This is a genomic window from Pseudomonas sp. TAE6080, assembly GCF_018732265.1.
Lineage (GTDB): Bacteria > Pseudomonadota > Gammaproteobacteria > Pseudomonadales > Pseudomonadaceae > Aquipseudomonas > Aquipseudomonas brenneri.
The window spans coordinates 1-11282 of record NZ_JAHIDY010000080.1; the positions used below are offsets into that span (position 1 = coordinate 1).

Genomic DNA, 11282 nt, shown 5'->3' on the forward strand with positions numbered 1-11282 from the left:
AAGAAGCGCCGATCTTCCAGGTGGCTGATTACGGCCTGGTGGCGGACTTGTTCGAGGCGGTTCCCGAGTTGAGCGGTAGCCTGTAAATGGGTCCTGCAGGCGCGAACAGTTTCGCGCCTTCAGGACCCATGGCGATCAGGCGCCCAGGCTTTCGATGTCCCTGGCCAACATCACCAGTTGATGGGCCAGGGAGCTTTGCAGGGTGTCGGTCGGCAGTTGGAATTTCGGCGCGCCACAAGTCAGGGCCATGATGCTGCCGTCGGTCAGGCGCAGCGGAACGCCAGCGGCGTTGACGTTACGGTCCCATTCGCCGAGGGACAGGCAAAAACCGAACTCCTCATACTCGCGAAACGATTCGTTCAGCGAGGCTTCCAGGGCCGGCCATTCATCACCGGCCTTCTTGGCAATTTCGCCGATCAGGTGTGCCCGCTCGTTTTCCGGGGTGGCGGCCAGGTAGGCCCGGCCCGCCGCAGTAGTGCTCAGGGGCAGGCGCACGCCGGCTTCCATGCGCAGGCTGGCCACGTCGGGTGGGCGGCAGCTTTCCACATAAATCATCGACAACCGATCGCGGCAGGTGAGGCCAACGGTGGTGTTGGTGCGCCGTGCGAACTCGTCCATCAGCGGTTTGCCCAACTGGCGGACCCGCAGGTTGTTGACATAGGCATACCCCAGGGCCAGCACCCCGGAGTCGAGTTGGTACTTTTCCACGTCCTGGTTGTAGCTCAGGTAGCCAAGCTGCGTCAGGGTGTAGGTCAGGCGCGAAACCGTGGGCTTGGGCAGCCCGGTAATCCGCGCGATGTCCTGGTTGCCCCGGGTGACGTTGCCGTGGGTGAACGCGCGCAACACTTCGAGACCCCGACTCAGGGCCTCGACGAATTTCCGGTCCTTGGGTTCGTTCTCGGGCGTTTCGATTTCTTCAGTCATGGAGGCTCATGTGGGCAGCGGGCTGGCAGTGGAAGAGGTTAGCCGATAATGCCAGGCAGTGTGGGCAGTAACCGGCGTGATTTCAATGCAATGACTTATATAGTCGCGCGAAATGGCAGCGTAGCGGAATCCTGTTTCGCTAGTGGTTCCATTGCACGACCCAGGACAGGGCGAGTAATACCGGGATGGCGATCAGCGCAAAGCGGCCATTCCAGGTAAGGACAATCGTCCACGGCAAGGTGCCTGCGGTACGCGCGAGGATCAGCACGGCGGGCCCAAAGGGCGAGAGCAGCATCGCCAGGGAGAAGGCGCAGACCAGGCTGACGGCGGGCCCCAGAGGGTTGACACCGGCCGCCTGCAATTGGGCCAGCAAGCCGGCACAAATGCTCAGGGTAATAATCGGCGCAATACCGATCAGCGCGAGCCCGACGATACCCAGCAGGGCAATGCATTGCAGCACAAATACCTGGGAGGAACCGCCCAGCAGCGGCACCAGTTGATCCAGGGACACCAGTTGATTGAACAGCGCGCCGAACAGCGCGGAACAGCCAAAGATAAAGACCTCATTGCGCATGCCCGCCAGATGCTCGGCCAATTCGTCGTAGGCTTTGCCAGGGCTTTCAAGGAACAACCAGCCACTGACCAGCAGCGGCACCACCACCAACGACGCCTGAGTGATGTTCAGCCAACTGAAGCTTGCCAGCGCGACAATCGCGCCGATGCCCAAGGCCGTGCCAAGGACCAGAGGCGTGAGCGAGGCTGCGGGGATTTCTGGCGACTCATCCACCAATGTCTGCAAATGGCGGTTTTCCGTGCGTGCGCCAATGAGCATCAGCAGCACCGTGGCGATCACGCCGTAGGGCAACAGGTCGGTCCAGGTCAGGCTGGGGACTTCACGGGTAATGATCGCCACCACAATGCTGGTTGGCGCGATTAACGGCACCAGGGCAAAGCCGCGAATGGCAGCGGTCAGCACGCCTCGCTGGCCATCGCGTTGGGCCGGGTGATCGGGGGCAAAGTGTTGCAGGTAACTGTGCAGGGTTGAACACATCAGGTTGAGCATGCCGAAACTGAGGATTGACCCCAACCCGAGCGCCGCCAACAAGTAGCGCGGATAGAGCAGGGCCCGTGGTCCACGCAACAAAAAACGATGCACCTCGCGCAGTGCCGGCAGGCGCTTGACCAGGCAACCCATCAGCCCCAGGCCACCAATGAACGCCGCGTAATAGGCGGCCGCGCTGCTGATGCGCTGGACGGTGGGCAGGTCCAGTGGGGCCTTGACCAGCCATATCGCGAGCAGCACCAGCGTCGCCAGGCCCAGGCGCCGAGGGTAGGGCATGAGCGACTGCCAGTGACGGATAAAAAACAAACCGAACAGCAGCGCCGCGATCAGGCTGAACGTAGTGGTACGTGTGCCCAGGGCAATCAGTTCGCAGAGCAGGGCCAGTGGCAGCAGACGTGTCAGCTTCACGCGGGCAGGCGCCGCAGGCGGCTGCGTTTGAACACCCCTTCAGCGCTGGCCAGCAGGTTGCCCTCGGCATCGAGCACATCACAAGCGGCCATGTAGATTTTCGGCCCACCGCCCCGCACCCGGGCGATGACCCGCACCCGACTGCCTGCGGGGGCGGGAGCCATGTAATTGATGTTCAGTGACAGGGTCAGGGACAAGCGCCACAGGTCCGGGTCGATATTCCAGGTGCCGCACATGCCCAGCGCCGCGTCGGCCATGGCCGCGATTACACCGCCGTGCAGGTTGCCGGCCTGGTTGAGATGCTCGGGGTTGACCTGCAACGCGATGACGGTTTGCGCCTGGCCGTATTCAACCAGATCAAGGCCCAGGTACGCAGCGAATCCACTGAACAGGCCTTGCAGGTCGCAGGGTGGTGAGACGGTCATGGTGTGTTCTCTTTTTGTTATGGGGTGAACGGCGGCACTTGCTACGCACGGTATGTTCCGCAAAGAGCCGTTTTTAGATTGAAGTTGAGCCTGACAATAATTAGTATTCTAGTCAATATGGAATTAGGTTCTGCACAGCGAAACATAAAATCGGAGAAACCATGTTTTCACGTATCGGTGTGATTGGCAGTGGCGCCATGGGGCGTGGCATTGTTCAGGTGTTTGCGACGGCAGGTTGCGAGGTGCTGCTGTATGACGTGCGTCCTGAGGCGGTCGAGCAGGCGCTGAGCTTTAACAAGGACCTGTTGGCGCGCCAGGTGGCCAAGGGCAAGCTCAGCCCCGAGCAATTGGAGCAGACCCTGGCGCGCATGCAGCCGGCTGCCAGCCTGGAAGCCTTGGCCGGTTGCGATCTGTTGATCGAAGCCATCGTCGAGAACCTGGAGGCCAAGCAAGGGCTGTTTCGCCAGTTGGAGGCCATCGTTGCGCCGAGCGCCGTGCTGGCGACTAACACGTCTTCGTTGTCCGTCACGCAGATTGCCAGCGGTTGCCAGCACCCTGAACGGGTGGCCGGGTTTCACTTCTTCAACCCGGTGCCGCTGATGAAGATCGTCGAGGTGGTGCGCGGTGAACGTACCCAGGCGCAGGTGGTAGAGCGCTTGTGCGCGTTGGCCGAGGCAGCGGGCCACTTTGCGGCGCAAACCCCGGACACACCGGGTTTTCTGGTCAACCATGCCGGTCGCGCCTATGGCACTGAAGCCTTGCGCATCCTTGGCGAGAACATCGCCGATGTCGAACAGATCGACCGCATCCTGCGCGATGGTCCGGGGTTTCGCATGGGGCCTTTCGAGTTGTTTGACCTCACCGGGCTGGATATTTCCCACGGGGTGATGGAGTCGATCTACGCGCAGTTTTATGGTGACCCCCGCTACACGCCTTCCTACCTGGCAGCCCAGCGCGTGGCCGCCGGTTTGCTGGGACGCAAGAGTGACGGGCATGGTTTCTATCGGTATGTCGACGGCCAGCAGCTGCGTTCGCCACCGCTCAAGCGCGCGGCTGTAGCGGTCGAGCGTGCCTTCTGGCTCGACAACCAGGAGCCGCACGTGCGTGGTGCCGTGGCAACCTTGCTCGCCGCTGGCGGTGCGACGCTTGAAGAGGCCGCTCAACCACCGGCCAACGCGATCTGCCTGATTACCCCATTGGGCGAAGATGCCAGCAGCATGATTGCGCGCCTGGGTTTACCGGCTGAGCGCACCCTGGCCCTGGACACCTTCTGCGACTTCTCCAAGCGCCTGGTGTTGATGCGCCAACCGGCGCTTGAGCCTGCGCTGGAAGCCCAGGCGGTGCAGGCCCTTGGCAGCAGCGGCGTGCCGGTGGAAGTGATCAATGACTCGCCCGGTTTCATCATCCAGCGCGTGGTGGCCTGCGTGGCCAACCTGGGGGCGGAAATCGTCCAGCGTGGCATCGCCACCCCGGCCACCCTCGACCGTGCGGTGATGCTGGCGCTGGGTTATCCGCGCGGCCCGCTGGCCTTCGCCGAGTTCTATGGTGCAGACAAGATCCTCGCGGTGTTGCGCGGTATTCAAGGTTGTTATGAAGAACCGCGCTACCGCCCCAGCCCCTGGTTGCGTCGCCGGGTGCAACTGGGCCTGAGCCTGCAATCCCCCGATCATCCCTCTGCCGTGCAGGAGCAATAACCATGTCCGCTTATATCTATGATGGCCTGCGTACACCTTTTGGCCGCAGCGCCGGCGCCTTGGCCAGCGTGCGCCCCGATGACTTGCTGGGCGAGGTCATTCGCGCCCTGGTGGCGCGCAGCCCGTTCGCTGGCGCCGACTATGAAGACGTCGTGGCGGGGTGTGCCTGCCAGGCCGGTGAAGATGCGCGCAACGTTGCCCGCAATGCGGCATTGCTCGCGGGGTTGCCATTGACCACGGGGGGCCTGACCGTCAACCGCTTGTGCGGCTCGGGGCTGGCGGCGTTGCTGGATGTGAATCGGATGATCCGTTGCGATGAAGGCCAGTTGTTTATCGCTGGCGGCACCGAGAGCATGAGCCGTGCGCCGTTTGTTGTCGGCAAGAGCGAGGCGGCGTTTTCCCGGGCCTTCCAGGTCTTCGACAGCAGCATCGGTGCGCGTTTTCCCAACCCGCTGATCGAGGCCGAATTCGGTGCCGACAGCATGCCGCAAACCGCCGATAACATTGCGCGCGATCTGGGCATCAGCCGTGCCGACAGTGATGCGTTCGCGGCGCGCAGCCAGGCGCTGTATGCCAAGGCGCTGGCCGAGGGTTTTTATGAAGGGGAACTGATGCCGGTGCGGGTACCGCAAGGACGCAAGTTGCCGCCCAAGGAGGTACTGGCTGATGAGCACCCACGGCCGTCCACCGATGAGCCGGCGCTTGCCCGGCTGGGGGCGCTGTTCGACGGTGGCGTGGTCACGGCGGGGAATGCCTCGGGGATCAACGATGGGGCGGCGGCGCTGATCGTTGGCAACCGTGCGATCGGTGAGCGGTACGGGGTCAAGCCTCGAGCGCGGATCGTGGCCGGTGCAGTCGCGGGGGTTGCGCCGCGGGTGATGGGCCTGGGGCCGGTACCGGCGATTCGCAAGGTCTTGGCGCGTGCCGGGCTCAGCCTGGCGGATATGGATGTAATTGAAATCAACGAAGCCTTCGCCACCCAGGTACTGGGGTGCGCCAAGGAGTTGGGCCTGGCCTTTGACGATCCGCGTTTGAATGCCCAGGGCGGTGCCATTGCCATTGGCCACCCGCTGGGTGCCTCAGGTGCCCGCTTGGCCCTGACGGCCTTGCGTAGCCTGGAGCGCCAGCAAGGGCGCTACGCGCTGGTGAGCCTGTGCATCGGGATTGGCCAGGGCATTGCCTGTGTGATTGAGCGGCTTGACTGAAGCCACCACAAGTGTGGGAGCGGCTTGCTCGCGAATGCGGTGTATCAGCCAACGAATCAATTGACTGACACACTGCCTTCGCGAGCAAGCCCGCTCCCACAGGGATTGCAGCTTCGTGCTCTGGCTCTGCTTTTAGACGACCTCGAACAAGCCGGCAGCGCCTTGTCCACCGCCGATGCACATGGTCACTACCACATATCTGGCGCCGCGCCGTTTGCCTTCGATCAGGGCATGGCCGGTCAGGCGTGAGCCGGTGACGCCATAAGGATGGCCGATGGAGATGGAGCCGCCGTTGACGTTGATCTTTTCCAGGGGAATGCCCAGTTTTTCACGGCAGTAGATCACCTGCGAGGCGAAGGCTTCATTGAGTTCCCACAAGTCGATATCGTCGATTTTCAGGCCGTTGCGCTTGAGCAAGCGCGGGATGGCGTAGACCGGGCCGATGCCCATCTCGTCCGGCTCGCAACCGGCCACGGCAAAACCGCGGAAAATCCCCAGCGGTTCGAGGTTGTTGCGTTCGGCATACAGACTGTCCATGACCAGGCACACCGATGCCCCGTCAGACAACTGGCTGGCGTTGCCCGCCGTGATGAAGTGCCCGGCTCCGCGCACAGGCTCCAGCAAGGCCAGGTTGGCCAGGGTGGTGGAGGGGCGGTTGCATTCGTCTTGGGTGAGGGTGACGGGCTGCTCGCTGACCTCGCCGCTGTGTTTGTCCTTGACCAGCATGCGGGTGCTGAAGGGAACAATCTCATCATCAAACAACCCAGCGGCCTGGGCGGCGGCGGTGCGCTGCTGGCTGAGCAGGGCGTATTCGTCCTGGGCCTCGCGGCTGATGTTGTAGCGATGGGCAACGATGTCGGCGGTTTCAATCATCGACAGGTAAAGCTCAGGCTTGTGCTCCAGCAGCCACGGGTTCTGCCCGCGATAAGTATTGAGCTTGTCGTTTTGCAGCAGGCTGATGGATTCCACGCCGCCGGCAATCATCGCCGGGACTTTCTCCGACACGATACGTTGGGCCGCGAGGGCAATGGCTTGCAGGCCCGAACTGCAAAAACGGTTGATCGACAACCCCGCCGTGGTGGTGGACAACCCGCCACGAATGGCTGCCAGGCGCGCCATGTTCTTGCCCTGGGCGCCTTCATGAAACGTCGCGCCGAGGATCACATCTTCAATCAGCCCCGGGTCAATCCCGGCCCGGGCCACGGCGTGCTGGATCACATGCCCGGCCAGGTCGATGCTGTGGGTGTTGTTCAGGGCGCCCCGGTAGGATTTGCCGAGGGCGGTACGTGCGGTGGAGACAATAACGGCGTCAGACATCAATCAGTTTCCTGTGCCAGTACTGGTGGGGGCGTGGGCGGCCCATTCTTCATCCTGCAACTGGCGCCATAGCAGTTTGCCTGCGCCGGATTGCGGCAGATGCTCACGAAACTCAATGGTGGCCGGGACTTTGTAGGCCGACATATTGGCCTTGCACCACTCGATGATGTCGCCGGCCGTGGTGCCCTGTCGTTCGGGGTGCAGGGTCACCAGGGCTTTGACGGCCTCCCCTCGGCGTGCGTCGGGGGAGGAGATGACGCAGCACTGCTTGATCGCCGGATGGCGGTACATCAGGCTTTCGACTTCCGAAGGCCAGACCTTGTAGCCGGAGGCGTTAATCATTCGCTTGATACGGTCGACCATGAAGAAGTAGCCGTCTTCGTCGTAGTAACCGAGGTCGCCGGTACGCAGGAAACGTTTACCTTGCAGTTCGATAAAGGCTTTTTCGGTGTCTTGCGGGAGCCGCCAGTAGCCTTTGAAAATTTGCGGACCACGGCAGACGATTTCCCCCACCTCATGGGGCGCCAGTTCCAGGCCAGTCGTGCTATCGATAACGCGCGAGTCCACGTCGAACGCCGGAATGCCCAGGCATTGGGATTTGCTGCGCGCCTTGGGGTTCATATGGGTCGCTGCCATGGTTTCGGTCATGCCGTAACCTTCGATGTAGTCCAGGCCCAATAGCTGTTTGAGCTTGTCCTTGACCGGGCCGGGCATCGCCGCACCGCCACCGCCAATGTAGTTGAGGCTCGACAAGTCATAGCGATCAAGCCCGTCCTGGGTCAGGAAATCCACGGCCATGGTGACGATATTGGACCAGTTGCTGACGCGATAACGTTGCATCAACTGCGCGGCGACTTCGCGGTTCCAACGGGTCATGACCACCACACAGGCGCCACTGAAAATCGGCCCGTTCATCGACGACTGCATGCCGGCGACATGGAACAGCGGCAGTGTGGTCAGTACCACGTCTTCGCACGTGCGGTTAGTCCAGGCCTGGCGATGCACGGTCGTCGCCATCACTGATGCATGGGTGTGCAGGCAGCCCTTTGGCACGCCGGTGGTGCCGGAGCTGTAAGGCATCACGCAGTGATCGCCCGCGCCACTGAGGTGCGGGCCGGGCTGTTGGCCGCAATCGAGTGCAGCCTGCCAGCGCACCACGCCAGGCAATGTCGCGGTTTGTACCGCAACGAGCAACTCGGGCGGCAGGGGCAGGTCGGTGGGCTGGCGCAGGTATTCGCAATAGGCGGTCGTCAGTACCTGGCGCAGCTTGAAACGGCCGAGCAGCGGCGTGACAAAAGGCGCGAGATCCTGAGCACAGACGACGATCTCGCCGTCAGTATCTTGCAGGTAGTGTTCCAGTTCGCTGGCGCGGCTCATGGGGTTGAGCGGTACCACCATGGCGTCGGCGCGCAAGGCGGCGTAGTAGGTGATGATGAATTGAGGCGAGTTCTGCATGAACAGCAACACCCGGTCGCCACGCTTGATCCCTTGAGACTGGAAATACCCGGCCAACCGCTCGACCTCATCAAGCAACTGGGCGTAGGTGATGAGGGTGTCGTAGTAAATGATCGCAGTCTTTTGCGGATAACGCCGGGCAGCGATCTCCAGGTTACAGAAAAGACTGGTGTCCGGCAGTGTCAGGTGGTGGGGCGCACCCTCCGGCCAATGGGGCAGGTGACGATTGAACATTCTAAAACCCTATTGTTATGAGTCTGGGTTAATCGATATGCGGGCGGTATGGCGAGTGCCATCTCGCTGGAGATTTGCATGCAATACGGCGGGATGTCAAATATATGGAATGTTATTTCGCTGTGCGGAATTATTGAGTGGTTTTGCGTAATGCCAGGAAGTCTGCAGGCCGCTTGTCGAAGAACGCCGCAATCCCCTCGCCAGCCTCATCGTCACCCATGGACTCCACCATATGGGTGGCCTCCAGTTCCAACTGCTGCTCCAGGCTTGTGCTGCCGGCCTGACGGCACAGGGTCTTGATCCGCGCCATTGCCCGCTGTGGGCCTGCGCTAATCCGGGTTGCCAGCGTGATGGCCGCCGCGAGCGCCTCACCGGGCTCGGCCAGGGTATTCACTGCGCCCAGGGCATGCAGGCGTTCACCGCTGATACGATCACCGGTCAGGCACAGTTGCGTCAGTACCTGGCGCGAGACAAATTCGGCGAGGAATGCCGTGGCGCCACCATCCGGGGTGAGGCCAACCTTGACGTAGGCCACCGAAAACGAAGCATTGCGAGCCGCTACCAGCATGTCGCACGCCAGCGCAATCGACAGGCCGGCCCCGGCGGCTGCCCCTTCGACGGCGGCGATCACCGGTTTGCTGCAGGTGTGGATCGAGCGGATCAGGTCATGCAGGCCTTCAAGGTTGACCCGTCGCTCCGCCGGCGTCATGGCCCGGCGTAATGCCAGCCGATGCAGATCGCCGCCAGCGCAGAAATGACCGTCAACACCGGTCAACACCACGGCGCCAATCGCCGGATCTGCCTCGGCCCGGGCCAGGGCCTGGGGTAATGCGCCATAGAACTCGGGCGTGAGGGCGTTACGTGCGCCGGGGTTGTTATTGGACAGCACTAGAACGGCACCTTCGCGGTGCACAAGAATCGGTTCACGCATGGTTTCACCTGTGGTGCTCAGCGGCTGATTATCCGAAGGATTATCGGAAGGCAAAGCTTCGTTGACAATCACAGCTCTGGTTGACAGGCTGTTCAAAATTCTTTGACAGTGATCGCCCATGGACCTCAAGTCGCTTACCTTGCTGGTCGAAATCATCGATGCAGGCAACCTCAGTGAGGCCGCACGGCGCCTCAAGGTCAGCCGAGCCAACATCAGCTACCACCTCAGCCGCCTGGAGCAGTCGATCGGTTTGCAACTGGTACGGCGCACTACGCGCCGCATCGAGCCGACCGAGATCGGCCTGCGCCTGTATGAGCATGGGCGAGCCATCCGCAATGAGCTGCTGGCGGCGCAAGAGTCGGTGTCTTCACTGGGGCAGAGCCTGCAGGGCCGGGTGCGTGTCAGTGTTCCAAGTGGCTATGGGCAATGGGTCATGGCTGACTGGCTACTCGATTTCAAGCGGCTGTATCCCGGGATTGTGCTGGACGTGATGTTCGAAAACCGTGTCGAAGACCTGATGCGCGATGAAGTGGACATCGCGGTACGGGTCATGTCCGAGCCGCCGCAAAACCTGGTGGCGCGGGACATGGGCGTGCTGCGCTACGTGGCTTGCGTTTCTGCGGCCTACGCCCAGGAGCATGGTGTGCCAGAGCAACTCAGCGACTTGCGCACCGCGCCGCTGATTACGGCGGCGGTGGTCGGCCGGCAATTGCGGGTCGCCGCTTACCTGGATGAGGAGCGGCATGAGGTACTGCTGGAGCCGACCCTGATTTCGGAGAACTTTCTATTCTTGCGCCAAGCCGTATTGGCCGGGCTGGGCGTCGGGCTGGTGCCGGACTACCTGGTGCAGGATGACGTGCGCCAGGGCACGCTGGTTACCGCACTGGACGCCTGGCGGCTGAGCATCTTCGGTACCAACATGTATATGCTCTACATGCCTGATCACCATCACACCCGCGCGACCTCGACCTTCATCGATTTCATGCTCGCCCGGGCCAGAACCGCGGAGGTAGACTGCGCCCCATGTCCATCCAACACGCACTCCTGACCTCACTCCTGGAAAAGCCCTCGACGGGGTATGAGTTGGCCAATCGGTTCGACCGCTCCATTGGTTATTTCTGGCAAGCCACCCATCAGCAAATCTATCGTGAGCTGGGCCGTATGGTCAGCGCCGGCTGGCTCGTGGCGCAAGATGGCCCTGAGGATGACAAGCGGCGCAAAAAAACCTACCAGGTGCTGCCTGCGGGGCGCGCCGAGTTGATGCGCTGGGCGGGCGAGCCGCAAGAAGCGGGGGATCAGAGCCAGGCACTGCTGATCAAGCTGCGTGCCGAGGCGGTGATTGGCCCGCTGGGCCTTGGGGATGAGGTCCAGCGCCTGATCAAGCAGCATCAGGCACTGCTTGAGACGTATCGGCAGATTGAACAGCGTGACTTTTCATCGGCTTCGTTGACCCACGCACAGCGCCTGCAATACGTGGTACTGCGGCGCGGAATCATGCTTGAAGAAAGCTGGCTGGCTTGGGCAGACGAGGTATTGCCGTTGATTGAGGCTTGAGGCCAGGTAGGGTTCGACTTCATCCAGACCGAAATCCCGAATCCGCCGCCAATCCCCTGTGGGAGCTGTCGA

Annotated in this window: 11 protein-coding genes; 5 read left to right on the forward strand and 6 right to left on the reverse strand. The window is 62.0% G+C overall.

The genetic code is table 11. The annotated features are described in order from the left end of the window. Positions 1-86: hypothetical protein (locus KL786_RS29800; protein WP_252193888.1), on the forward strand; the 86-nt coding region annotated here is incomplete at its 5' end. Positions 87-135: 49 nt separating this feature from the next. On the opposite strand, the gene KL786_RS28820 is transcribed toward KL786_RS29800, so the two are convergent. The 3 genes from KL786_RS28820 to KL786_RS28830 all read right to left on the reverse strand — a co-directional run bounded on the left by KL786_RS28820 (position 136) and on the right by KL786_RS28830 (position 2820). Continuing rightward, positions 136-924, reverse strand: a complete 789-nt coding sequence (locus KL786_RS28820) for an IclR family transcriptional regulator (RefSeq protein WP_032863533.1) — start codon at positions 922-924, stop codon at positions 136-138. A 139-nt stretch (positions 925-1063) separates the two neighbouring features. Continuing rightward, entirely contained in the window at positions 1064-2395 is a 1332-nt protein-coding gene (locus KL786_RS28825) for a hypothetical protein (RefSeq protein ID WP_353844688.1), read from the reverse strand. Further along, the gene (locus tag KL786_RS28830) at positions 2392-2820 is read right to left on the reverse strand and encodes a PaaI family thioesterase (RefSeq protein WP_215519771.1); all 429 of its coding nucleotides are present in this window, start codon (positions 2818-2820) and stop codon (positions 2392-2394) included. Before KL786_RS28830 ends, KL786_RS28825 begins: the two co-directional genes overlap by 4 nt. 161 nt (positions 2821-2981) lie before the next feature. Here KL786_RS28830 and KL786_RS28835 point away from each other — a divergent pair, with 161 nt between their 5' ends. Both KL786_RS28835 and KL786_RS28840 read left to right on the forward strand, forming a co-directional pair. Beyond that, positions 2982-4514, forward strand: coding sequence for a 3-hydroxyacyl-CoA dehydrogenase (locus KL786_RS28835; protein WP_215519772.1), 1533 nt, complete (start codon positions 2982-2984; stop codon positions 4512-4514). Between the two features lie 2 nt (positions 4515-4516). Further along, positions 4517-5719, forward strand: a complete 1203-nt coding sequence (locus KL786_RS28840; protein WP_215519773.1) for a 3-oxoadipyl-CoA thiolase — start codon at positions 4517-4519, stop codon at positions 5717-5719. Positions 5720-5851: 132 nt separating this feature from the next. Here the strand turns inward: KL786_RS28840 and KL786_RS28845 are convergent, their stop codons facing one another. The 3 genes from KL786_RS28845 to KL786_RS28855 form a co-directional block, all read right to left on the reverse strand. Beyond that, the gene (locus tag KL786_RS28845; protein WP_215519774.1) at positions 5852-7036 is read right to left on the reverse strand and encodes an acetyl-CoA C-acyltransferase; all 1185 of its coding nucleotides are present in this window, start codon (positions 7034-7036) and stop codon (positions 5852-5854) included. Between the two features lie 3 nt (positions 7037-7039). Continuing rightward, positions 7040-8725: a long-chain-fatty-acid--CoA ligase gene (locus KL786_RS28850; protein ID WP_215519775.1), complete on the reverse strand. Its 1686-nt coding sequence runs from the start codon at positions 8723-8725 to the stop codon at positions 7040-7042. A 130-nt stretch (positions 8726-8855) separates the two neighbouring features. Further along, the gene (locus KL786_RS28855) at positions 8856-9656 is read right to left on the reverse strand and encodes an oxepin-CoA hydrolase, alternative type (protein WP_215519776.1); all 801 of its coding nucleotides are present in this window, start codon (positions 9654-9656) and stop codon (positions 8856-8858) included. A 118-nt stretch (positions 9657-9774) separates the two neighbouring features. Between KL786_RS28855 and KL786_RS28860 the strand changes: the two genes are divergently transcribed. Both KL786_RS28860 and KL786_RS28865 read left to right on the forward strand, forming a co-directional pair. Beyond that, complete coding sequence (locus KL786_RS28860) at positions 9775-10704, forward strand: LysR family transcriptional regulator (RefSeq protein WP_050593454.1); 930 nt, start codon at positions 9775-9777, stop codon at positions 10702-10704. Then, positions 10680-11210: a PadR family transcriptional regulator gene (locus KL786_RS28865; RefSeq protein ID WP_215519777.1), complete on the forward strand. Its 531-nt coding sequence runs from the start codon at positions 10680-10682 to the stop codon at positions 11208-11210. The genes KL786_RS28860 and KL786_RS28865 overlap by 25 nt, the downstream gene beginning before the upstream one ends. The last annotated feature ends 72 nt before the right edge of the window (positions 11211-11282 follow it).

Excerpts from the sequence above, each read along its gene's own strand:
- KL786_RS28820 (WP_032863533.1), bottom strand. The coding sequence starts at position 924 with ATGACTGAAGAAATCGAAACGCCCGAGAACGAACCCAAGGACCGGAAA.
- KL786_RS28830 (WP_215519771.1), bottom strand. The coding sequence starts at position 2,820 with ATGACCGTCTCACCACCCTGCGACCTGCAAGGCCTGTTCAGTGGATTC.
- KL786_RS28835 (WP_215519772.1), top strand. The coding sequence starts at position 2,982 with ATGTTTTCACGTATCGGTGTGATTGGCAGTGGCGCCATGGGGCGTGGC.
- KL786_RS28840 (WP_215519773.1), top strand. The coding sequence starts at position 4,517 with ATGTCCGCTTATATCTATGATGGCCTGCGTACACCTTTTGGCCGCAGC.
- KL786_RS28845 (WP_215519774.1), bottom strand. The coding sequence starts at position 7,036 with ATGTCTGACGCCGTTATTGTCTCCACCGCACGTACCGCCCTCGGCAAA.
- KL786_RS28850 (WP_215519775.1), bottom strand. The coding sequence starts at position 8,725 with ATGTTCAATCGTCACCTGCCCCATTGGCCGGAGGGTGCGCCCCACCAC.
- KL786_RS28855 (WP_215519776.1), bottom strand. The coding sequence starts at position 9,656 with ATGCGTGAACCGATTCTTGTGCACCGCGAAGGTGCCGTTCTAGTGCTG.
- KL786_RS28860 (WP_050593454.1), top strand. The coding sequence starts at position 9,775 with ATGGACCTCAAGTCGCTTACCTTGCTGGTCGAAATCATCGATGCAGGC.
- KL786_RS28865 (WP_215519777.1), top strand. The coding sequence starts at position 10,680 with ATGTCCATCCAACACGCACTCCTGACCTCACTCCTGGAAAAGCCCTCG.